21 protein-coding genes are annotated in these 21,158 nt (G+C 60.5%); 9 read left to right on the top strand and 12 right to left on the bottom strand.

The window, feature by feature from the left end:
* Positions 1 to 46 precede the first annotated feature (46 nt).
* A complete protein-coding gene (locus tag LC531_RS08640) occupies positions 47 to 454 on the top strand; it encodes a hypothetical protein (protein WP_223649901.1) in 408 nt (135 codons plus the stop codon).
* Between the two features lie 100 nt (positions 455 to 554).
* Here LC531_RS08640 and LC531_RS08635 read toward each other — a convergent pair whose 3' ends face one another.
* Positions 555 to 1,076 carry a hypothetical protein gene (locus LC531_RS08635; RefSeq protein WP_223649900.1) on the bottom strand — a complete coding sequence of 174 codons (522 nt, stop codon included), beginning with the start codon at positions 1,074 to 1,076 and terminating at the stop codon, positions 555 to 557.
* On the opposite strand from LC531_RS08635, the gene LC531_RS08630 reads away from it, so the two are divergent.
* The 5 genes from LC531_RS08630 (at position 1,075) to LC531_RS08610 (ending at position 5,083) form a co-directional block, all read left to right on the top strand.
* A complete protein-coding gene (locus tag LC531_RS08630) occupies positions 1,075 to 1,269 on the top strand; it encodes a hypothetical protein (protein ID WP_223649899.1) in 195 nt (64 codons plus the stop codon). The genes LC531_RS08635 and LC531_RS08630 overlap by 2 nt on opposite strands.
* 32 nt (positions 1,270 to 1,301) lie before the next feature.
* The gene (locus LC531_RS08625; protein ID WP_223649898.1) at positions 1,302 to 1,661 is read left to right on the top strand and encodes a hypothetical protein; all 360 of its coding nucleotides are present in this window, start codon (positions 1,302 to 1,304) and stop codon (positions 1,659 to 1,661) included.
* 43 nt (positions 1,662 to 1,704) lie between these two features.
* A complete protein-coding gene (locus LC531_RS22885; protein WP_223649897.1) occupies positions 1,705 to 2,586 on the top strand; it encodes a PAS domain-containing protein in 882 nt (293 codons plus the stop codon).
* 227 nt (positions 2,587 to 2,813) lie between these two features.
* Positions 2,814 to 4,796 (top strand): (E)-4-hydroxy-3-methylbut-2-enyl-diphosphate synthase, encoded by a 1,983-nt coding sequence (gene ispG, locus LC531_RS08615; protein ID WP_223649896.1) that lies wholly within the window; start codon positions 2,814 to 2,816, stop codon positions 4,794 to 4,796.
* A gap of 8 nt (positions 4,797 to 4,804) precedes the next feature.
* Complete coding sequence (locus LC531_RS08610; protein ID WP_223649895.1) at positions 4,805 to 5,083, top strand: hypothetical protein; 279 nt, start codon at positions 4,805 to 4,807, stop codon at positions 5,081 to 5,083.
* A gap of 3 nt (positions 5,084 to 5,086) precedes the next feature.
* Here LC531_RS08610 and LC531_RS08605 read toward each other — a convergent pair whose 3' ends face one another.
* From LC531_RS08605 to LC531_RS08575, 7 genes are all read right to left on the bottom strand, one after another.
* Positions 5,087 to 5,275, bottom strand: coding sequence for a type II toxin-antitoxin system HicA family toxin (locus LC531_RS08605; protein WP_223649894.1), 189 nt, complete (start codon positions 5,273 to 5,275; stop codon positions 5,087 to 5,089).
* A 6-nt stretch (positions 5,276 to 5,281) separates the two neighbouring features.
* A complete protein-coding gene (locus LC531_RS08600) occupies positions 5,282 to 5,491 on the bottom strand; it encodes a type II toxin-antitoxin system HicB family antitoxin (protein WP_223649893.1) in 210 nt (69 codons plus the stop codon).
* Between the two features lie 87 nt (positions 5,492 to 5,578).
* Positions 5,579 to 6,106, bottom strand: coding sequence for a protein kinase family protein (locus tag LC531_RS08595; RefSeq protein WP_223649892.1), 528 nt, complete (start codon positions 6,104 to 6,106; stop codon positions 5,579 to 5,581).
* Between the two features lie 61 nt (positions 6,107 to 6,167).
* Positions 6,168 to 7,772, bottom strand: coding sequence for a DHA2 family efflux MFS transporter permease subunit (locus LC531_RS08590; protein WP_223649891.1), 1,605 nt, complete (start codon positions 7,770 to 7,772; stop codon positions 6,168 to 6,170).
* A gap of 211 nt (positions 7,773 to 7,983) precedes the next feature.
* A complete protein-coding gene (locus LC531_RS08585) occupies positions 7,984 to 8,628 on the bottom strand; it encodes a hypothetical protein (protein WP_223649890.1) in 645 nt (214 codons plus the stop codon).
* 149 nt (positions 8,629 to 8,777) lie between these two features.
* Entirely contained in the window at positions 8,778 to 10,124 is a 1,347-nt protein-coding gene (locus LC531_RS08580; protein ID WP_223649889.1) for an HlyD family secretion protein, read from the bottom strand.
* A gap of 140 nt (positions 10,125 to 10,264) precedes the next feature.
* Entirely contained in the window at positions 10,265 to 12,034 is a 1,770-nt protein-coding gene (locus tag LC531_RS08575) for a TolC family protein (RefSeq protein ID WP_223649888.1), read from the bottom strand.
* 299 nt (positions 12,035 to 12,333) lie between these two features.
* On the opposite strand from LC531_RS08575, the gene LC531_RS08570 reads away from it, so the two are divergent.
* Positions 12,334 to 12,510, top strand: coding sequence for a DUF6728 family protein (locus tag LC531_RS08570; protein WP_223649887.1), 177 nt, complete (start codon positions 12,334 to 12,336; stop codon positions 12,508 to 12,510).
* Positions 12,511 to 12,525: 15 nt separating this feature from the next.
* Positions 12,526 to 12,876, top strand: coding sequence for an MmcQ/YjbR family DNA-binding protein (locus LC531_RS08565; protein ID WP_223649886.1), 351 nt, complete (start codon positions 12,526 to 12,528; stop codon positions 12,874 to 12,876).
* Between the two features lie 153 nt (positions 12,877 to 13,029).
* On the opposite strand, the gene LC531_RS08560 is transcribed toward LC531_RS08565, so the two are convergent.
* Entirely contained in the window at positions 13,030 to 15,657 is a 2,628-nt protein-coding gene (locus tag LC531_RS08560) for a M14 family metallopeptidase (RefSeq protein ID WP_223649885.1), read from the bottom strand.
* Between the two features lie 158 nt (positions 15,658 to 15,815).
* A complete protein-coding gene (locus tag LC531_RS08555; RefSeq protein ID WP_223649884.1) occupies positions 15,816 to 17,312 on the bottom strand; it encodes an amidase in 1,497 nt (498 codons plus the stop codon).
* A 241-nt stretch (positions 17,313 to 17,553) separates the two neighbouring features.
* Here LC531_RS08555 and LC531_RS08550 point away from each other — a divergent pair, with 241 nt between their 5' ends.
* A complete protein-coding gene (locus LC531_RS08550) occupies positions 17,554 to 19,608 on the top strand; it encodes a S9 family peptidase (protein ID WP_223649883.1) in 2,055 nt (684 codons plus the stop codon).
* 400 nt (positions 19,609 to 20,008) lie between these two features.
* Here the strand turns inward: LC531_RS08550 and LC531_RS08545 are convergent, their stop codons facing one another.
* Positions 20,009 to 20,539, bottom strand: a complete 531-nt coding sequence (locus LC531_RS08545; RefSeq protein WP_223653902.1) for a transposase — start codon at positions 20,537 to 20,539, stop codon at positions 20,009 to 20,011.
* 71 nt (positions 20,540 to 20,610) lie between these two features.
* Positions 20,611 to 21,030, bottom strand: coding sequence for a helix-turn-helix domain-containing protein (locus tag LC531_RS08540; protein WP_223649882.1), 420 nt, complete (start codon positions 21,028 to 21,030; stop codon positions 20,611 to 20,613).
* Positions 21,031 to 21,158 lie beyond the last annotated feature (128 nt).

Raw genomic sequence — 21,158 nt, 5'->3', positions numbered from 1 at the left:
GGACGGGCCCACCACGGGCCTACCCACCCACTTTCTTACCTGACTCATGGAAAAGACCGAAGTTCAACACCAAGTACACCTCGAAGGGGCTATTAAGCTACTGATGGGCGACCTCCCGGAAGAAGCCAGTCGCGCCGGCCTCGACAACCACCTGCAGCGGTGGGTTGAGGACCTGAAAGCCGCTGGTAACCCAGAGTTTCACCAGTTGGTGGTAGACTTGCAGGCGTTGAAAGCGCTGCTGCACGGGGGCACTTACGATGGCAGCCAGGTTGGCACCTTGCTGCACCGCTTGGGCAATGAAACTGCCCGCGCTGCCACCTTGGCCGAGGGCAATACCCGCCCGCACGTGGAGAAGCTGAGCAGCGCCCTGCTGGCCGCCGCCGGCCAGCTGCAAGGTTCGGACACAACCCCCACGGAAGACCTCAAAAATGACAACAAGGGGCAGAAGAGCTAACGCTGAATAATACTTACTCAGCGGCGGGGCCGCGCGGCACACTTGGGCTGCGCGGCCCCGCTTTGTTTTTTGCGGTAGGGCGCGGGGCCGGCTCCGCGCCCTACTTGCCGCTTCCCAGCTCCTTTACCGGCTCTTGGAGCAGTGCGGCGGCTTCGGCATCGGTGAGAACGCGGGCCTCGGAGTCGCCATCGGGGAAGAGCAAGCGGCTAGCGGCGTGGCGCAATTCGTCGAGGCGGCCCAGGGCGTCGGCCACGGTGGGGTTGGCTTCGAGGCGGGCGAGCAGGCCGCTGGCGCGGGCCGCTTGAAATAGTTTTTCGAGCACAAAGGGTAGCACCCAGCCCGCCACGTTGGTCATGAATGCCCCGCGCAGGCCCAGGCGCAACAGCATGCGGGCGGCCATGCGCTCGAGCAGCAGGGCGCGGGCGGCGGGCAGGGCCTTATCGGCCAGAAAATCGGCGACCAGGCGGGCGTGGCCGCCCTGAATTTCGGCGCGCAATACCTCCTGCACTGAGTCGAGGGCGCGCTGGGCCAGCTGCCGAAACAGGCGGCCCGTTTGCCAGGTGCGCAGGCCGGCCTGGCGAGCGGTCGCAGCTAGGTGAGGGGGTAGGGAAAAATAATTCATGCGGGACAAAAAAGAAGCGCGCGGCACGCGCGACGAATTGACAGCCAAAAGTACGATGCGCCAAAAGCGCCGCTGGGGCCAGAAAATGAAAACCCCAGGCTGGCTCACGGAGTTAGTATGCGGCTACGTAAAGATTAGTATTGCGGACGCTGGCCGTACCTTTGGCCAACAATCTTCTGAGTTTCTATTTTAGGGGAAATTCCTATTCTGGTTTATTCTCATTCTATGTCCGATTTACTACTCGACATTAATCTTCAGCAAGTACCTGATGCCTACCTGAGTGGTGCCTGGCGGGTAGTGCATCGGGTCATCAACCGGGCCGACCCGACCAGCCTGTTGGCGCAAGCTACCGGAATTTTGCTCGGCGAGCAGGAATTGCGACTAGAGGCCCCCGCCCTCAACGAGACCGGCTACTGGGCCGTGCAACGCGATGAATTGCTTAATCGCCCATACCTGAGTCTCAGCTTTCCGACCGAAGACCTGCGGGCGCTGGTCACGCGCCTGCGCCGCACCGCCGACGGGGCCCGCAGCCAGCTTAACCTATACTTTAGCTCGGGCCTGGAAATGCAGCTCGACCGCCCCTAGCACGGGGCTTTATTTTAGCCTATCATTCGCCTATTTTCCTGCCGTGACTGACGAAGCTGCTTCCGCGCCCATCCAAAAAACTGAGGACGAATTTCAGTTTTTCGCTGATTTTATTCCGCAACTGGTTTGGATAACTGATGCTACCGGATTCCATACTTATTTCAACCAGCGCTGGATTGACTATACGGGCTACACCCTGGCCGACAGTGTGGGCTCCGACATGTGGAATAACCTGCTGCACCCCGCCGACCAGGCCCGTGCCCGCCGGGTGTGGGGCCACTCGCTGGCCACCGGCGACGACTACGAGATTGAGTACCGCTTCAGAGGCAAAGACGGCAGCTACCGCTGGTTTCTGGGCCAAGCGCTACCCCAGCGCAACGCGGCGGGCCAGGTGGTGACCTGGTTTGGTACCTGCACCGACATTCACGACCAGAAGCTGGCCGCCGAAGCCCTGGCCGAGCGCGAAGCCGAATTTACTATCTTGGCCGATAATATTGCTCAGCTCTGCTGGATGGCCCGCCCCGACGGTCATATCTACTGGTACAATAAGCGCTGGTACGACTACACGGGCACCGACCTGGCCGCAATGGCGGGCTGGGGCTGGGACAAAGTGCACCACCCCGATTATGTGCAACAGGTAGTAGCAGCCGCCCAGCAAGGCTGGGCGAGCGGGCAGCCCTGGGAGCTGACTTTCCCGCTGCGCGGCCAGGACGGCGCATACCGCTGGTTCCTGACCCGTATCGAGCCCATGCGCGACGAGCAGGGGCAGCTGGTGCGCTGGCTAGGTACCAACACCGACGTAACCGAGATGCGCCAGCTGCAAGAGCAGCTCCAAAACTCCTACACCGACCTGGAGGCGAAAGTCACCTTCCGCAACCTGGAGTTGGAGCACGAGGTGCAGCGCCTGCGAAAGAAAGTAGGGTAGGGGCTAACTAACTGTGAGAAAAAGAACGTCCTGCTGACGAAGGAAGCAGCTCGTCCGCGTAACTAACTTCTAACGTCAGGAATTACTTACGCAGGCGAGGTGCTTCCTTCGTCAGCAGAACGTTCTTTTATTACCTGCTACTATTGTTTACTACGCCTACTTCTCCCTACCCGTACCTTTGCGGGCGGGCGGCAACTTTCGCCGGCCGGCGTAGTCTTATCTAGGTGATGAATAAAATCTATTGCCCCAGCCTGACCGAGTATAAGCGCCGCGTGGCGCGGGTGGTGAACATTGGGGGCGTGCCGTTGGGCGGCGACTACCCCATCCGGGTGCAGAGCATGACCACCGTGGACACGATGGACACGCAAGGCTCGGTGGAGCAGACACTGCGCATGGTAGCTGCTGGCTGCGAGTACGTGCGCATCACGGCGCCCAGTGTGAAAGAGGCGCAGAATCTCTTGAAAATTAAGCAGGAACTGCGGGCGCGCGGCTGCAACGTGCCGCTCATCGCCGACATCCACTTCACGCCCAACGCCGCCGAGCTGGCCGCCCGCATCGTGGAGAAAGTGCGCGTGAACCCCGGTAACTACGCCGATAAGAAAAAATTTGAAGAAATCGAGTACACCGACGCTAGCTATGCGGCCGAGGTCGAGCGCATTCGCGAGCGCTTCCGGCCGCTGGTGAAGATTTGCAAGGAGTACGGCACGGCCATGCGCATCGGCACCAATCACGGCTCGCTATCTGACCGAATATTAAGCCGCTACGGCGACACACCGCTGGGTATGGTGGAATCGGCGCTGGAATTTTTGCGCCTTTGCGAAGAAGAAAATTACTACGATGTGGTGCTGAGTATGAAGGCCAGCAACACCCAGGTGATGGTGCAGGCCTACCGCCTGCTGGTGCAGAAGCTCGATGAAGAAGGATTGCAGCCCTACCCCCTCCACCTGGGCGTGACCGAGGCCGGCGAGGCCGAGGATGGCCGCATTAAGAGCGCCGTGGGTATCGGCACGCTGCTGGAAGACGGCCTGGGCGACACCGTGCGCGTCTCACTCACCGAAGCGCCCGAAGCCGAGGCCCCGGTGGCTAAAATGCTGATTGACCGCTATGTAGACCGCGCCGCCTTGGCCCGGCCCATTGAGCCCCTTATTACTCCCGAGCCGCTGAACCCGTTCCAGTACCACCGCCGCGCTACTCACGAAGTGGCCAACTTTGGGGGTCTGAACGTGCCCCGCGTGGTGGCCGACATCTCGCGCCTACCCCAACTGGAGTACGCTGATTTGCGCGCGGCCGGGCACCTCTACTCGCCGTTTCTGGATAAATTTCAGATGTCGGACCAGGGGGCAGATTATATCTATACCGGCGAGCGGCCGGTGCCCTTTATGCTGCCCAACGGCCTGAAGGAAATCGTGAACTACACCGCCTGGGCCGACGCAGGCCGCCGCCCGCACCACTTCCCGCTGCTGACGGCCTTCACTTATATAAACGATGAATTGCGCCACCCGCAACTCAACTTCTTGATGCTGAGCCTGCTGGAGCTGGATGCGAAGATGCTGCACGCCCTGCGCGCCGATACCACCGTGGTGCTGGTGCTAGTGACCCAGAATGCCCAAGCCATGCCCGAACTGCGCCGCGCCTACTTCAAGCTGCTCGACGCGGGCGTGACCTGCCCCGTTATTAACTGCCGGGCCTACGGCGACCAGCCGCTGGCCCAAACCCAGCTCGATGCCTCCACCGACATCGGTGGCCTGCTCATCGATGGCCTGGGCGACGGCATCGTGCTGGGCACCGAGCACTACGCGGCCTGCGGCCAGGAAGAATGGCTGGAACTGCTGAGTAATCTTAACCAGCTGAGCTTCGGCATCTTGCAGGCCGCCCGCACCCGCATGAGCAAGACCGAGTATATCAGCTGCCCCAGCTGCGGCCGCACGCTCTTCGACTTGCAGGAAACCACGGCCCTGATTCGCCAGCGCACCGACCACCTCAAGGGCATCAAAATCGGCATCATGGGCTGCATCGTGAACGGACCAGGGGAAATGGCCGACGCCGACTACGGCTACGTGGGGGTAGGCAAAGGTAAAATTGCCCTCTACCGCGGCCAGGAAGTCATCAAAAAAGCCGTGCCCGAAGCCAAGGCTGTGGATGAATTAATTGAGCTGATGCGCGAGGACGGGAAGTGGGTGGAGAAGGAAGTGGTACCAGCGCAATTTTAACTCTAAATATGCTTGACTTCTTCTTCATACACGACGAGCAGGCTAATAATAGTAATCAAATAAACCTCGCTGGTGGCATCGAGTACGAGGAATTTATAGAAGCGCAGGGATTAAAAATTATTGAAAAGCACCTCGATTACTACGGCAAGTTCAGATGGATAAGTCAGAACGTGCAACAAAAGCGAGTAATGCTGACGCCTGCTGTTACGGCAGTTATTCCTAGTTTAGCTTCGATACTAAAACAAGCTTTTGCAGCAAACTGCGGTCTAATAGCTTTTGGCGATTAGCGACTACTGTACCTTCGGTATCCCAAGTTGCTTGCAGATTTCCCGGCATAAGTCTTCGTCAATATCACCGTGGCGGGGAACGCTGGTGCGCTTGCCGGTTACTTCGTTTTTGTAGATATCGTGCCGACTGCTGTGCCGGTGCAGCGGGCAATTGTTTGCCTCCAAATGTTTGATGAATTTGCCGCGTTTCATTACTAATTAGGCAAACTCTACTTCCTCTTGGGCAATAATAGCATCACCACCTTCGGCGTCATCCTCGCGTATGTCTTCCAGGTAAAGCGCCAGCGCAGCCTGAATATTCTCCTTCACTTCGGCTACTGTCTGGCCCTGCGTCAGCACACCGGGAATCTCTTTTAGTTGGCCGATAAGTTGGGTTTTGCCTTGGCGGATAACTAGCGTAAATTTCATGATATGTAATTTTAGGGGGTAGGCAAAGTAACAACCAACTTCTAGGTTTTGAATGTTTCGTGGTGGTAATAATCGCACTACTGCCACTCACCGCCCCAAAAAGAACGCCCCAAACCGCGCCAATTCTGCCAGTTCCCGCTGCACGTAGGCGTTGAAAAACGACTCGCCTACCTGCCGGCGCAGTACCGAAATACCAGTGTCAATCAGCCGTAGGCCCTGAGCGGTGAGGAGGATATTGTCGAAGCGCTCGCCGGGCAGGTTGCTAGGCCGTTGCAAGTCGTGGTGGACAAAGCCGGCGGCGTGCAGCGCCCGCAGCTCATCGGTGAATACGTCGAGCCAGATTTCGCGCATTTCCACCTCGTGGGCGCGGAAATCGAGGGGGTAGAGGCGCTCCATGACTAGCATATCAACGCCTAAGAGTTCGTTAGTTTCTAAGCGATGAAAACTGACAACTAGGCTGTTGACCTTATTGGCAAAGCGCATTTTCTCGGCTTCGGAGCCAATGTCAGAGCGCGTGTCAGCGCTGAATAGCTTGCCGACTTCGGTTTCCGAAAGGGCGATAACGGCGTTATTGGCCCCGCGGGAAAGCTGGCGGGGGTAGCGTTTGGGTTCCATGCGACGGCGAGAGGGGGGTAGGGTCGAAGATACGCGGGCGCTCCCCAGCCCGCGTATTTGCCTACGCCGCTGCGCTGTCGCCTTCGCTTTCGCCGGGCTTGTTGGCTTTCATGAAAAAGACCAGACCGATGGATACAACGCAGACGATGGTCAGCAGGTAAAAAGCGTCGTCGTAGGCGATGGTGGTGGCTTGCTGAATAACGCTTCGGTAAATCACTCCCTGGGCCTGCTGAGTCGCATCAACCGCGCTGCTGTTGACGTGGCCGAACACGCCGTTAGCAATCTGGCGCAGGCCGTTGGCATAGTCGGGGTTGGTAAAAGTGAGGTGGTCGATGATACGGCTCTGGTGAAACTGCGCACGCCGGGCCAGCACGGTTTCGATGGCCGCGATGCCAAAGCTGCCGCCCAGCGTCTGGAAGAGGTTGATGAAGGTGGCTGCCTGGTTGGTTTTGGACTTGGCCAGCCCCACGTAGGCGGCCACGTTGATGGGCACAAACAGGAAGCCCAGGCCGATACTCTGGAAGACCCGCGACTTTGCCACGGTCGTAAAATCGATGTTGATGGACAGGATATGGGCGTAGTAGTAGCACGAGCACGCGCTGACAATCAGCCCGAACATTATCAGCCAGCGGGCCTGAATCTTGCCCGTGAGCCAGCCCACGATGGGCATGAGAAAAATGAGCGCTATCCCGCCCGGTGTGATGGCCAACCCGCTATCCACGGCCCGGTAGCCGAGAAACGTTTGCAGAAACTGCGGTAGCTGCGTGGTGGTGCCGTAGAGCAGGGCCCCCACCACGAACATGACCGCGATGGAGGCGGAAAAAGTCCGGTTGCGGAACAAGCTCAGGTCGAGGAGCGGATTCTCGGTGTACATCTCCCACACGATGCCGGCCACCAGCAGGACTACAGCCACAATGGCCGGGTAGAGAATGGTGTTGGAGCTGAACCAGTCGAAGCGCTCGCCGCGGCTCAGCACGTATTGCAGGGCGCTGAGGCCCACGCCCAGCAGGCCCAGCCCGATGTAGTCGATGCTGAGGCCCTTGGCCCAGGCGGCGGCTTTGTCCTTGATTAATTCCGGCGGGTCTTTCACCAGCGCCGTCACCAGAAAAGCCGTGAGCAGGGCCACCGGTACGTTCACGAAGAAGACCCAGTGCCAGCTGTAATTATCTACCAGCCAGCCGCAAAGCAGTGGGCCCACCGTGGGCGCTACTACCGTGGCCACACCATAGAGAGCAAATGCCTGCCCGCGCTCCTCGGCCGGAAAGGCATCTTTGAGAATGGCCTGCCCGATGGGTGGAATAATGCCCCCGCAAACGCCCTGCATGGCCCGCATCGCCAGCAGCATGGGCAGCGATGACGACAGCCCGCACAGCAACGACGATACCCCGTAGGCTACCAGGGCGATGGTAAATAGCCGGGACCGGCCCACGACCGTGGCCAGGTAGCCGGCCGTGGGCAGCGTCACGGCCTTGGCTACCAGCAAGATAGTAATCACCCACGTTGCGTCGTCCTGCGACGCGCCGAGGTTACCGCCAATGTATTGCAGCGCCACCGACACGCTGGAATTGTCCAGCACGTCCATGAACGTGCCCAGCGCCACCGTAATGGCAATGGCCCACTTCAGGTTGCCGGCTCCGGCGGCCGGCTGAGATAGGGCTTGCGCCATATTTAATTAGGAGTGTTGAATTATAAAGTATGAATTGATAAGTACCCGTTAGTAAATAACTTATGTTAAAGTAGGCGGTCATGTTTATCTGGCGTCCGCTTGTCGAAGCATCTCTGCCGCGTAACTAACTCTAAATGTGTAGATTACTCTCGTGGTAGAGATGCTTCGACAAGCGGACGCCAGATAAGCATGACGTTCTTTTAACACATTTTTAGCTTTTAACCTCCGGCTCCTCCGTCTTATGCAGCTGGGTGCGGGCCAGGCCGATAGCTTCTTTATAATGCTGCACGAAATCATTTAAGATTTCCTCGCGCGTAACATCCTCGATGCGGCGGCTGTCCTTCCAGGTGCTGAGAACTTCCATCGTTTTGGTGCGGGTCGGCTCCGCGGCCTTCTTTTTCTCATCGCCCCCGGCCTGGTCATCACCGCCCTTATCGTCGGGTTTGTCGCCGCCTTTCTCATCGGGCTTGTCGCTGTCTTGGTCAGCGGGCTTTTTTTCGGGCTGGCCCTGCTGCTGGGTAATCTCTTCGGCCAGTTGGTTTTCCTCAAACCAGCAGTGGATGTAGGGCGTCACGGCCTCAATGCGCACCTCGGCCACCACGGCGTACTGAAACTCGATTTCGCCCGTCAACTGCCGCACAATGAGGTAGACGCGCTCCGGGTCGAGGCCAGCTTCGCAAGTGCGGGCGTGGGCGCGCAGGGCCTGGGCGGCGGCTTCCAGGGCGGGTAGGGCCGCGTCGCGGTAAAAAGCGGTCTGCCGGCCCAGGTTGTCGGTAAAGGCGTGGTTCTCGCGGTCGAGAGTGGCAAACAGGTTGTCTAGGTCGGCCTGCCAATTGCCGGAAGTGGAGTGGTCCATGTTAATTTAAGTCGTTTTAATACGTTAGTCACAAGGTCGTCTGTCATTGTGAGCGCAGCGCGGCACTCGAACGATGAACGATGCCCGCGCCGCTCATTCGTTCATCGTTCGAGTGCCGCGCTGCGCTCGCAATGACAACTGGTTCAGTCTTACTTCTTGTCTGGGGCTACCTTGCGGCGGGCGGGGTAGTCGGTGATGCGGGGTAGGGCTTCGCGGTGGGCAGCCTCCACGTCTTGCTGAGTGGGGGCGATGGTGATGGCCACTTCCGGCGTCACCGACATGCCGGGGGCCAGCAGGCGCAGGTCGGGCTGGCCGTCGAACACGATTTTGACCGGAATTCGCTGCACCACCTTCACGTAGTTGCCGGTAGCATTTTCGGCCGGCAGCAGGCTGAAGCGCGACCCGGTGCCGCGCTGGAAGCTCTCGACCCGCCCTGAGAATTGCTCACCCGGATAGGTATCCACCACCAATTGCACGGGCTGGCCCACTAGCATGTGCGTCAGCTGCGTTTCCTTGAAATTGGCTGTTACCCACAGCTGCCCATAGGTAATGAGCAGTAGTTGCTGGCCCACCGAAACGGTCTGGCCCTCGTCCACGGCCTTGCCGGTGATGCGGCCGGCCTCAGAAGCGTAGATTTTAGTATAGGAAAATTGCAGTTTCGCCGCATCGGCCTGGGCCTGGGCCTGCTTAATTTGAGCGTCATTGACGCTGATTTGCTCCTTAGACTGCTGGTAGTCATTGCGGGCCTGGCTCACCACGGCCTCCGCCTGAATGGCCTGGGCCTCTGTGGTTTGGGTGCGACGGTGGGCCGCGTCGGCCTGGGCGGCCGAGGCGCGGGCGGTGGTCAGGGCCTGGTCGTAGCGCTGGCGCGATACGGCATCGGTTTTATACAATTCGGCGTAGCGCTGCTCGTCGCGGGCATCATTGGTGGCCTGGGCCTGGGCGGCGCGCTCCTCGGCGGCGGCCTGCGCTTGGGTAGCCTCGGCGGCGGCGGCCTGGGCACGCTGCTGGATGATGACGCTGGCTCGCGAGCGAACGGCTTGCTGGGCGGTGTTGCGCTGGGCGCGGGCGCTAGTTACGGCCGCCTCGGCCTGGGCCAGCTGCGCCTGGTAGTCGCTTGGGTCCAACTCCAGCAGCAGCTGGCCGGCTTTTACCTGCTGATTATCCCGCACGTACACCTTCAGCACCTGGCCGGCCGCGCGCGGGCTCACCCGCACGGCGTGGCCCTCCACAAAGGCATCGTCGGTGGTTTCGTGGGCGCTGGCGTAGCGGTAGTAGCGAACGCCCCAGATTATCAGGCCAATCAAGAGTAGCGCCGCCCCAATCAGAAACCAGGTGCGCGTGTAGATGGGCTTATCGGCAACTATGGCCGGGTCGTCTTTGGCCTTGGGCACGGTACGCCGCTCGGGGCCGGAGCGTTGGTCGGGCGCGTCGGAAGGGGCGGCAACCCGCCGCCGCACCGGGCTGGCAGCGGGAGATGTTGAGTTATCGGCCATTGCAAATATGTTTTTGAATTCTTATTAGCAGTTTGTCTTGGGAAGAACGTCATGCTGACGACAGGAAGCATCTCTACCGCATCGTTGAACAGCACGGAGGAAGCAGTAGAGATGCTTCCTGTCGTCAGCATGACGTTCTGCTACAAGCGAAAAGACTGCGCCGTGCCGGTGGCGGCGGCAAAATTGAGGCGAGCCGCACCGTACTGGGCCAGGGCTTGCACGCGCAGAGCGCGGGCGTTGGCCAAGCCGGCCTGGGCTTGCAGTACCTCGAGGTTGTCGGCCACGCCGGCCCGGAATCGCTGGGTAGCCAGGGCCAGCTCACGGTCGGCAATGCTGAGCTGCTCATCGGCCGACTGCACCTGGGCCAGCGATAAGTTCCAGGCCAGCAGGGCCTGACGTACATCCTGCTCTACCTGGCCGCGGGTGTTGCCGAGCTGTAATTCGGCCTGGCGCTGTTCGCTCAGGGCCGCTTTCACCCGCCCTCCGATGTAGCCACCGTCGAAGATGGGTACGCTCAGTGTCACGCCGTAGGTGCGGGTAGCGCGGTCGTTTTTAAAGGGCGTCACGGCCGACTGCCCGTAGTCGGCGGCGGCCGTGACCACCGGCACGCGCGCTGCGCCCCGGCTGCGGCGGTCCATAATGCGCTGCTCAATGGTTTGCTCCGCCACGCGGGCATCCAGGCGAGCGGTCTGGGCGGCGGGCAGGGCGGTAGCCACGTCGGGGATGGCCTCCGCACGGGCCGCCAGCGTATCGGTGAGCACCGTGGCGCTGCCCTGGGGTAGGCCCACGGCGCGCTCTAGGTCAAGGCGGTCCTGCACGGCGCTGGCCTCGGCCTGCACCACCCGCAGGCGCTGTTGCGCTACCCTGGACTCGGCCCGCACCACGTCGATGCCATTGGCCACGCCCACTTCGCGCTGCTGGCGGGCTAGCCGCAATAGGGCTTCGGCCAACACGAAATCGGCGCGGGCGGCTCGCACGTCGAGGTTGCCGCGCTGGGCCGTGAGGTAGGCTAGAGCCACGAACGTAGCCACCTGCTCACGGGCCAGCCCGGCGGTGAGGTCGGCCACCTGCACGGCGGCCTGGGTGCTCTTATATTGGCGTAAGGCACTGAGGTTCAACAATGCTTGCGAAAAGTTGAGCCGGGCATCAAACGTATTAAACGGTCCCACGAAGGATGGGATACTCGCGGCTGGGCTGCCGCCGCCGGGCATTCCCCCGCCGCCCATGCCCCCGCCCATGCTGCCCATATCCCCGCCGCTGGGCACTAGGCCCTGGGCTACTAGGTTGAGCGTCCGGTTTTGCTGGTACGCCGTGCCGAACAGGTTGGGCAGCAAGAACGAGCGGATTTGCTGCCGCATGGCCCGCGCCTCCACGGCGCGCTCGTCAGCCAGCAGGGTCGTTAGGTTGTTCTGAATGCCGATGTTTATGGCTTCGGGCAGGCTTAGGGTGGCCGGAGCCACGGCCAGCGTACGGGCCGCGCCGGTAGCCTGGCCCGCGCCAATCATGCCGCCCGCGCTCGGCGAGCCACCAAACTGCGCCTGCTGGGTAGTGGTGCCGGTGGGTTCGCCCACCGTGCCGGTGCCGCCCGGCCCCGACTGCGGTGCCCCCCCGCCCTGGCTACCCATGCTGCCCTGCCTGCCCGCGCCCGGTACCGGGCTGGGCGGCCCGGCCGGCATTTGCGGCGGCATACTCTGCTGGATTTGCTGCTGGCGCTGCTGCAATTCCTGCTGCTGCTGCTGGCCCACGGGCGGCCCCCCGATGCCGCCCTGTGGGCTGCTTTGGGTGCCGGGCCGGGTGGCGGCGGGTGTGTTGGTTTGTGCCGCCGCGCCCAGTGTCGCGGCCAGCAGCCCTACCCCCGCTACCGTGGCCCGGCAGCTGGCCCAAGCCAGTGAAGGGTACCTATTGTGCATAATTGCCTAAGTCCATTTTTTGATAGCTAGGTTGAACGCAAAAACCCGGAAATTGGCTGGACTGTTTTGAAATAAGTAGTATCCGTTGCTAATAAGCTGGACCGTGACAAGTACTCCTACCCCCTCACCCTCACCTGAAAAAGCGGCCGGGCAAAGGGCGCAGGCAGTGTGGTAAAAGTAGGGTGGTAGGGCCTTGCTGGTCACGTGTTGGAGGCCAAATAAGCAGCAAGAAATTCGGCGTTTCGACAATCTTTCCGGCCCCATGAGTGTTACTTTATCGCATCCAAACTCCTCTCGTCATGAACGGCAAAAACCTGTTTAACTTCGGTCCCGCTCTCGGGTATTTCTTTCGCAAGAATGACCCCAACCGCCAATCCAACTTCAACCTGCGGACCATGCACTTTATCAATAAGGTAAGCATGGCCATGTTCCTGGTGGGCCTGTGCGTGCTGCTCTACCGCTGGTTCCTGCGCTAAGAAGGGGGTAGGGCCGTGCATATCGAAGACTTCCGCGACTTCTGCCTGAGCCTGTCCGGCACCACCGACGAAATGCCCTTCGGCCCCAATACGCTGGTCTTTAAAGTTGGGAGTAAGATATTTGCCCTCACTGACTTGCAGACCTTCGCCAGCTTCAACGTCAAATGCGACCCCGAGCGTGCCGCCGAGTTGCGCGAGCGCTACGATTACGTGCTCCCCGGCTTTCATATGAATAAAAAGCACTGGAACACAGTGCTCATCGGCACCGGGGCTACTGATAACCAACTCCGCGAGTGGCTTACGCACTCGTATCAGCTTGTGGTGGCCGCGCTGCCCAAAGCAGTGCGGGCGGAGTTGAATGGATAGTAAGTAATGGGTACTAAAGAACGTCATGCTGAGCTTGTCGAAGCATCTCTACCGCGTAACTAACTCCTGACGTTAGAATTACTTACGCGGTAGAGATGCTTTGACAAGCTCAGCATGACGTTCTTTAGTACCCATTACTTACTATCCATTGCCCTACTGCCCCACCAAAAAAACGGCGTTGCCGAACAGCAGTTTGCCGCTTTGCCAGAAGGCGCGGAATAAAGGGTTGTCGCCGAGGTAGATAACCTGGCCGCGGCCCAGGTCCTGCTCGCCCAGCACGAAGGTATCGACCAGTTCCTTGCGGGCCTTGGTACCTGCGAAGCCGGCGTAATAGCCGTTTTTCTTGATAACGCCCACATTCCAGCCGCCCTTGCCCAAGAACTTGTAGCTGAGCGGCGTGCGAATGAGCGCCGAATACGTGTCGCCGTAGCCAAAGGCCAGCGGGTGGGTATTGTCGAGCTGCACGCGGTAAATGGTGCCCAGGGCCAGGTCCTCGGTGTTTTCGCGGTCGGCGGTACCGTAACGGCGCAGGGGCAGGTAGGGGTTGGCGGTCGCCGTTTTCTTGAGGGCCAGCGAGTCGGTGGCCTTAGTCTTCAGCAGGAAATCCTTCTTATTGGCCAGAAACTGCATGGCCCCTTCCAGGGCGATGAGCTTGCCGCCGCTGCGCACCCAGTCCTTGAGGCCATCGAGGGCGCGGTCGGAGTAAATACCGCCGTAGTTGCCATCGGGCAGAATGAGCACGTCAATCTTGCTCATATTCACCCGGCTCAGATAATCGGTGCCGAGCACCGTAATCGGGTAGCCGAGCTGCTGCTCAAAAAAGTGCCACACCTCGCCAAAGGCCGTGGCATCCACGCCCGGCCCGGCCACTACGGCCACCGTGGGCCGCTTCACGAAGTGCACCGTGCCGGAGCCCAAATCGTGCCCGGTGGTCGAAAAGCCCGATTTCACGGCCTGCACCACCGTGCCCGCCGAGTCGGCCTGCGCCCGCACCAGCTGGTCGAGCCGGTCGCCGAGCGCCTCGTTGCCGGTGCGCGTGATGATGAGCGTGCCGGGCGCGTACTTCTGCCCTTCGGCCTCAAATGCCTGCTCGGCAAAGCGCACTTTCACCTTCTGCTGCAGCAGCTGGCCCAGGAAGCGCACGTCCTGCAGGTTGTTCCAGCGGGCGAGGTAGGCGTAGGGCTTGGCGGTGGGCGCGGCGGCGCTGCCCTTCACCACGGCCGGGGTGGGGGTAGGGCCGCTGGCGTCGAGGCGCTGGGTCAGGGCGTAGGCCTTCACCCCAAACGAGTAGGGTAGGGCCCACGAGGTGATGTCGTAGGTGAGTGAGTCTTCGAGCTGCGGCTTGGGCTCGAAGAGCACCTTCACGAGCGTCGACTTGGGCTGGTACATGCTCACCAGCACGTCGTGGGGCTGCACGGTCACGGCTTCGGTTTTGCCGCTGGCGTAGCTGTAGCCCTTGGTTTTGAGCTGCTTGGGCGCGAAGCCGTAGCGGATATTCTGGCGCTCCAGGTACTGCGTCAGTAGCCGGAGCTGGCCGGGGTCGTTGCCGGAGGCCAGCACGTAGGTTTTGTAGGTGCCGCCGGGCTTGGTTTGGGCGTTGGTGAAGTAGGCCTGGAACTCGCGCAGCAGGTCGTCGTGGCGCTCGGCGGTGGCCTGAATGGTGGCCCGGCTGGCGGCGACGTGGTGCGCAATGCGCTGGCTGAGGGTTAGCGTGTCGCCGTCGGGGCGGGCGTAGGCCACGCCCGCCACCCCGCCGCCGCCCTGCTCGTAGGTCATGCCGATGGCGCCGTTGAAGCTGGGCCAGGTATCGCCGTAGGTGGGGGCGAACAGGTCGTAGGTTTCGCGGGTGAAATACAGCCAGTTGTTCTTGTCGAACGTGGCCCGGTTGTAGTCGCCGATTACGTTTTGAAACTGCCGCTGCCAGGGCGTGATGTCGGCGTGGTAGGGCTTGGCGGCCGGCGAGAAGTAGTACGAGTTGTTGGGCCCCATCTCGTGGAAGTCGGCGTGTACCTGCGGCATCCATTTGTTATACAACACAATGCGCTGGCGGCTTTCCTGCTGGGTTTGCCAGGCCCAGTCGCGGTTCAGGTCGAAGTAGTAGTGATTGTAGCGCCCGCCCGGCCAGGGCTCGTGGTGCTCCCACGAGTCGGGGCCGGCGTTGGGCGTCTGGTTGCGCACGCGGTTGTACCAGTTCACGTAGCGGTCGTGGCCGTCGGGGTTCACGCAGGGGTCCACCACGATAACCGTGTTTTTCAGCCAGCCCTGCATTTGCGCGTCCTGCGGGTTGGCCAGGTCGTAGAGCACTTGCAGCACGGCCTCGCTGCTCACCGCCTCGTTGCCATGCACGTTGTAGCTGAGCCAGCACACGGCCGGCAGCTGGCGGCTGGCCGCGCCGCTTTCCAGGCTCGCCAGCCGCCGGTCATTCTGCTGAATATCAGCTAGTCTGCCAAAATTCTCGGCGCTGCCAATCTCCACCACTTCCAGCGGGCGGTGCTCGTAGGTCTGGCCGTAGGGCGTCACGCGCATCCGGCCGGGCGCGTGGGCCGCTACGTGGGCGGCGTAGCGCAGCACGTCGGCCTGCGGCGTGAAGCGGCTGCCCAGCGGGTAGCCCAGAAACTGGTCGGGTGTGAGCAGCGGCCCCGCCGCGTCGGCGGCGCTGGTAGGGGGTAGGGCCGTTTGGGCCGCGCCAGCCAGCGGCAGGGCCAGGCCCAGCAGCAGCCCGCGGCTCGCCCGACTAAGGGTACGCGCTACTTGCTGCCCGCGAAAAAGTAGAGAATTCATTAAGTAAAAAAAAGCTGATGATACGTGAAAAGGCGGGGGTGCTTGGCGCAAAGATGCGGGCCACTCGTCGGCTTACCCACTGTTTTACCCTCATATTAGCATTAAAGTCAGCTTTTTTTGGAAAAAGAGGCTATTTTACCTAGTCTGTCCAGCGCTCCCTACCCCACTAAAAGTGGCCGGCGGCTGAACCACGGCTGCGCCCGCTCCAACTGCCCGGCCAGCCGAAACAGCACGTCCTCGGCCCCGAGCCGGGCGATGAACTGTACGCCGCAGGGCAGGCCGTCGGCGGTCCAGTGCAGGGGCACCGACATGGCCGGCTGGCCCGTGAGGTTAGCGAACTGCGTGTAAGGGGTCTTTTCCAGGTTTTGCTCAGCCAGTTTTTCCACCAAACCCGAGCGGCGTACGAGGCCGCCTAAGCCGAAGGTATTTACCACTTTAAGCAGCCGTTGCTCTAATGGCTTGGGTTGCAGCTCGCCAATGCGCACGGGCGGCGTGGCCAGGGTAGGGGTCAGCAGTAGGTCGTAGGTTTGGTGAAATCGACCCATCCGGCGGGCGTGGTCGTTCCAGGAGTGGCGGGCGACCGCGAAGTCGGCGGCCGAGTAGCTGCGGCCCAGCAGCCCCAGCAGCCAGGTGGTGGGCTCCACGTCGGCGGGCCGCGCCGGGCGGCCCAGCACCGCTTTTAGCCCCGCGATGGTGGCCCCGGTTTCGCCAAAGTACAGCATCATAAACGCCGCCGCCACGGCCCGGCCATCGAAGGGGAGGGGCACTTCGGTTACCTCGTGGCCCAGGCTTTCGAGCAGCTGAGCCGCGGCGTGCACGGCGGTGGCGCATTCGGGGTGCAGGGGGCGGCCCAGCGGGTGGTCCAGCGAAAAGCCGATGCGCAGGCGGCCGGGCTCCCTACCCACCTCTTCCAGGTAGGGCCGGGCGGGCGGGGGTAGGAAATACGGCACGCCCACGTCCGGCCCTTGGGTGGCGTCGAGCAGGGCGGCGCTGTCGCGCACCGAGCGGGTGAGGGCGTGCTCCACGGCCGCGCCCTGCCATTTTTCGCCCTGTTCGGGGCCGGTGGGCACGCGCCCGCGGCTCGGTTTCAGCCCAAACAACCCGCAGCACGCCGCCGGAATGCGGATGGAGCCGCCGCCGTCGCCCGCGCCCGCCACCGGCACGATGCCCGCCGCCACGGCCGCCGCCGCCCCGCCGCTGCTACCCCCCGGCGTGCGGCCCAGGTCCCAGGGGTTGCGCGCCGGGCCGTAAAGTATGGGTTCGGTCACGCCCATCAGGGCAAACTCGGGCACGTTGGTTTTACCCAGAATATTGAGGCCCGCCGCCTGCCAGCGGCGCACCAGCTCGGCATCTTCGGCGGGCACGAAGCGGCGCAGTGCCCGGCTGCCCCCGGTTTGCGGCGCGCCCGCGTAGGCTGCCCCAAAGTCCTTTAGCAAGAACGGCGCGCCGCCGAACGGCCCGGCCGGTAGCCCCGCCGCCGCCCGCTTCCGCGCCTGCCCAAACAAGTTGAGGATGATGGCGTTGAGGCGCGGATTCACGGCCTCGGCGCGGGCAATGGCGGCCTCGGTCAGCTCGGCGGCCGTGAGCTGGCCCGTGCGCACGAGGTCGGCCATGCCCAGGCCGTCGAGCTGGTCGTATTCGGTGGGGGTAAGCATGGCGGTAAGATAGGGGCGAGCGGCGTTTGCTTGATGAACGGGGGTAGGGCGCGTAGCTTGGGGCTTAATTCAAGAAATAGTTTGACGAAAAAAAGAATGGCCTGCTAATAAACAGGAAGTAGCTTGGTTGCTTCTTTTGAAATCATCCCTCAATGGCGTGATAGACACGCTTCCTGTCGGGATGCCAGCTAAGCAGGCCACTCTTCTTTCAGAACGTTACCATTTATTATTCTGCTCAGTCATGAAAAAACTCCTACCCCTCCTCGGCGCTTTGGTCCTGCCCCTGGCCAGCTCCGCCCAAACGGTCCCGCGCCCGCTCAACCTCACCGACCTGAACCGGATGCGCGACGTGGCTGACCCTAACCTCTCGCCTGATGGCGCGTGGGTGGCCTACACCGTGAGCCGCGTGGACACGGCCACCGACAAGCGCGACGCCGACGTGTGGATGGCCCGCACCGACGGCTCGCAGAATATCCGCGTCACGACCAGCCCCAGCGGCGAAACCCGCCCGCGCTTCAGTCCCGATGGCAAGTACCTGAGCTTCATTTCGGGCCGGGGCCAGGACGATGGCGGCGACGCCCAGCTCTGGCTGCTGAACCGCGCCGGTGGCGAGGCCGAAAAGGTGACCAAAATCAAGGGTAGCGTGTCGGACTACGTGTGGAGCCCCGATGGGCAGCGTATTGCGATGATTATTCGCGATGCCGACCCCGACTCGCTCACCGCTGCCCAAAAGACCAAGAAGAAAACCGCGCCGCCCATCGTCATTGACCGCTTCCAGTTTAAGAAAGACGTGGACGGCTATTTGAACAGTCAGCGCCAGCACCTCTACGTGTTCGACGTGGCCGCGCGCCGCCTCACCAAGCTCACGCCCGGCGCGTATGACGAGTACCTGCCCTCCTGGAGCCCCGATGGCAAGCAGCTGGCGTTCAGCAGTAAGCGCGGCCCCGACCCCGACCGCCACGACAATTTCGACCTCTTCCTTATCGATGCGCAAGCCGGCGCTACCGCCCGGCCGCTGCTGGCCACCGACGTGCCCGAAAGTGCGCCCAACTACGGCAGCCGCCCCGCCTGGAGCCCCGATGGTCGCCGCATTGCCTTCGTGCAGGGCGGCCCCAAGGAGCAGCTCGTGTACGCCCTGCACCAGCTAATGGTAGTGGATGTGGCCGGCGGCCCCGCCCGTCCGCTCACCGCCGGCCTCGACCGCAACACGACCCAGCCGCAGTGGAGCGCCGATGGCAAAAGCGTGTATTTTTTGCTCGAAGACGACCGCGCCGAGTCGCTGATGCGCGTATCCGCCACCGGCGGCAAGCTCGAAAAGGTGCTGGCCGGCCCGCGCCAGGTAGGCGATTTCGACATGGCTAGCAAGGGTACGACGGTCGTGCTCAGCAGCCAGCCCCAGCAGCCCACCGAGGTGTTTGCGCTCGATAAAAAAGGGAGTCTGCTACCCCTCTCCAAGCAAAACGACGCGTGGCTGAAAGGCGTTACACTGGCTGCCGTGGAGCCGATGCAGGCCAAAAGCAAGGATGGCACGCTGGTAAGCGGCTTTAGCATTAAGCCGGTGGGCTACCAGGTGGGCCGCAAGTACCCGACTATTCTGCGCATTCATGGCGGGCCGGTGGCGCAGTTTGGCTACGGCTTTTCGTTTGAGTGGCAATACTTTGCGGCCAATGGCTACGCCGTGGTGGTAGCCAACCCGCGCGGCAGCTCGGGCCGGGGCCTGGAATACAGCAAGGCCATCTATGCCGACTGGGGCAACAAGGACACCGACGACGTGCTGGCCGTGGTAGACTACGCCGTGGCGCAGGGCCTCGCCGACCCCGACCGCCTCGGCGTGGGCGGCTGGAGCTACGGCGGCATCATGACCGACCAAGTGATTGCCCGCGACCAGCGCTTCAAGGCGGCCGTGAGCGGTGCCAGCATCGGCAACGTGCTGGCCGGCTACGGCACCGACCAGTACATCCGCGACTACGAAACCGAGCTGGGCACGCCCTGGAAAAACACCGACGTGTACCTGCGCGTGTCCTACCCCTTCTACCACGCCGACCAGATTAAAACGCCTACCCTCTTCGTGTGCGGCGAAAAGGACTTCAACGTGCCCCTGCTCAACACCGAGCAGATGTACCAGGCCCTGCAAAGCCTGCACGTGCCCACGGAACTCGTTATTTATCCCGGCCAGTTTCACGGCGTTACGACCCCCAGCTACGTGAAGGACCGCTACGGGCGGTACCTGAGTTGGTATAATAAATACCTGATGCCCAAGGGCACGGCGCAGGCCGGCGCGGTAGGCGGGCAGTAGCTGCCGCCACTGCCGAAACTTCGTTGGCTAGCCTGTTTGTTGAGGAGGCGCAACCCTGTAACTTTGAAGCTATGGACCTGATTGTAACTGTGCCCGACGGAAAAGCGGCTTTCTTCAAAAGGCTTTTTCGGGAATTGAACCTGCCTTGCAAGGTAATAAAAACCAAGCCGGTCAAAACTATCAAGCCGTAGTGGCGCAAGGCTGCACCCGTTACGAAAGAAGCTTTAAAGTGACGGGTAGAAGTTCTTTTTGGTCACCTCCCCAGGCTAATTCATTAATATCTTGCAGCATGAGCCAGGTTATTCTTACTGTACCCGAGGAGCAGCTTGCTCCCTTACTAAAGGTGCTAAAAGCCCTTCCCTTTACTATTAAAGTAAAGGTCATAAGTACCCGTGGTTAATTAGTTTATGTTAAATTTTGAGAAATTTATTCTCCATAAATTTCCTACTTGCGCTAAGCAACGATTAACTGCGTAGAAAAGAGTATCCTTATTAAAGTAGTCACCTGGGTCAAGCTGTTCTTTCTTCAATTTACGCCAAAGTGTTTCCGCAATATTGAGGTGTGGCGAATAAGTAGGTAAATAAAATATACGTAATCCGCGGGCTTCCCAAAAAGGTAATTGCTGCTGGATTAGCTGCGCTTTGTGGATACTTGCATTATCTACCACAATTACTGTTGGCTTTCGAATCTTAAAAGATAATTCTTCTAGTTGTGTAAAGATAAAATTTGCGCTAATAGTCGTTTCCGTTGTTAACCAATGGGTTTGATTGCGTCGGCTAATAAGTCCCCAAATATTGATTTTATAGCCTTTCTCAACTGGTATGAAAACTTCTTCTCCTAGGAACTGCCACCCGTAGGGCACGTAGCCCGTACTGCACACATGGCTTTCATCTCCGTAAAATAAGTCTAGAAAACCTTGCTCGCAAAGTATCTCTAATTCAGTTAATTGCGCCTTCTTTAAGGCATATAAATCCGGGCAGGGCTTGCCTTTACAGCGCCTTCTTATTCGCTTATATCGTCCGTCAAGACTTTTAAAAAAGATTTAAAGGTGCTCAAGCTAACCGATTTGTTAGTTTCCTGTTCCCATTCCGCTTTAGCCGTTTCAATACGTTGTCTATTCGCTTTGATAGCTTGCAAAACAGACTCTTTATCCTCCACTACGCTTACTACTGCTTTGCGCCCGCGTCCAGTCTTTGTTTGTAGTTCCTCAATACCCTCCTCTTTATAGCGTTTTGTCCACCCATTAACACTTACATAAGTCATAGCCGTAAACTTGGCTACTTGCTCTGAGGTGAGCCCGATAGCTTTTAATAAAATCACTTCGCATCTAGCACGAAAACAGGGCGTCTTTCCCGTTCTAACTCCTTGTTCTAAGGCTGACTTTTCAGATTCACTCAGTAAGGGGGTATTAACTCTTGACATGATGCAAAGCTAATCATTATAACATAAACTAATTAGCAACGAGTACTTAGCTCCGTCAAAGCCTAAGTAGGACACGCCCGTGTAACAAGAGTGGTTTGATGATTTTCGCGAGGTGCTCCATCGGGTGG

Origin of the sequence: Hymenobacter psoromatis (genome assembly GCF_020012125.1) — a bacterium.
Classification (GTDB): Bacteria; Bacteroidota; Bacteroidia; order Cytophagales; family Hymenobacteraceae; genus Hymenobacter; species Hymenobacter psoromatis.
Note: the sequence above shows the minus strand (reverse complement) of the source record. Positions and strands in the feature narration are given on the sequence as shown.

Bases quoted from the DNA above. Each gene is read 5' to 3' on its own strand.
- LC531_RS08640 (WP_223649901.1), top strand. From the start codon at position 47: ATGGAAAAGACCGAAGTTCAACACCAAGTACACCTCGAAGGGGCTATT.
- LC531_RS08630 (WP_223649899.1), top strand. From the start codon at position 1,075: ATGCGGGACAAAAAAGAAGCGCGCGGCACGCGCGACGAATTGACAGCC.
- LC531_RS08635 (WP_223649900.1), bottom strand. From the start codon at position 1,076: ATGAATTATTTTTCCCTACCCCCTCACCTAGCTGCGACCGCTCGCCAG.
- LC531_RS08625 (WP_223649898.1), top strand. From the start codon at position 1,302: ATGTCCGATTTACTACTCGACATTAATCTTCAGCAAGTACCTGATGCC.
- ispG (WP_223649896.1), top strand. From the start codon at position 2,814: ATGAATAAAATCTATTGCCCCAGCCTGACCGAGTATAAGCGCCGCGTG.
- LC531_RS08610 (WP_223649895.1), top strand. From the start codon at position 4,805: ATGCTTGACTTCTTCTTCATACACGACGAGCAGGCTAATAATAGTAAT.
- LC531_RS08605 (WP_223649894.1), bottom strand. From the start codon at position 5,275: ATGAAACGCGGCAAATTCATCAAACATTTGGAGGCAAACAATTGCCCG.
- LC531_RS08600 (WP_223649893.1), bottom strand. From the start codon at position 5,491: ATGAAATTTACGCTAGTTATCCGCCAAGGCAAAACCCAACTTATCGGC.
- LC531_RS08595 (WP_223649892.1), bottom strand. From the start codon at position 6,106: ATGGAACCCAAACGCTACCCCCGCCAGCTTTCCCGCGGGGCCAATAAC.
- LC531_RS08590 (WP_223649891.1), bottom strand. From the start codon at position 7,772: ATGGCGCAAGCCCTATCTCAGCCGGCCGCCGGAGCCGGCAACCTGAAG.
- LC531_RS08585 (WP_223649890.1), bottom strand. From the start codon at position 8,628: ATGGACCACTCCACTTCCGGCAATTGGCAGGCCGACCTAGACAACCTG.
- LC531_RS08580 (WP_223649889.1), bottom strand. From the start codon at position 10,124: ATGGCCGATAACTCAACATCTCCCGCTGCCAGCCCGGTGCGGCGGCGG.
- LC531_RS08575 (WP_223649888.1), bottom strand. From the start codon at position 12,034: ATGCACAATAGGTACCCTTCACTGGCTTGGGCCAGCTGCCGGGCCACG.
- LC531_RS08570 (WP_223649887.1), top strand. From the start codon at position 12,334: ATGAACGGCAAAAACCTGTTTAACTTCGGTCCCGCTCTCGGGTATTTC.
- LC531_RS08560 (WP_223649885.1), bottom strand. From the start codon at position 15,657: ATGAATTCTCTACTTTTTCGCGGGCAGCAAGTAGCGCGTACCCTTAGT.
- LC531_RS08555 (WP_223649884.1), bottom strand. From the start codon at position 17,312: ATGCTTACCCCCACCGAATACGACCAGCTCGACGGCCTGGGCATGGCC.
- LC531_RS08550 (WP_223649883.1), top strand. From the start codon at position 17,554: ATGAAAAAACTCCTACCCCTCCTCGGCGCTTTGGTCCTGCCCCTGGCC.
- LC531_RS08540 (WP_223649882.1), bottom strand. From the start codon at position 21,030: ATGTCAAGAGTTAATACCCCCTTACTGAGTGAATCTGAAAAGTCAGCC.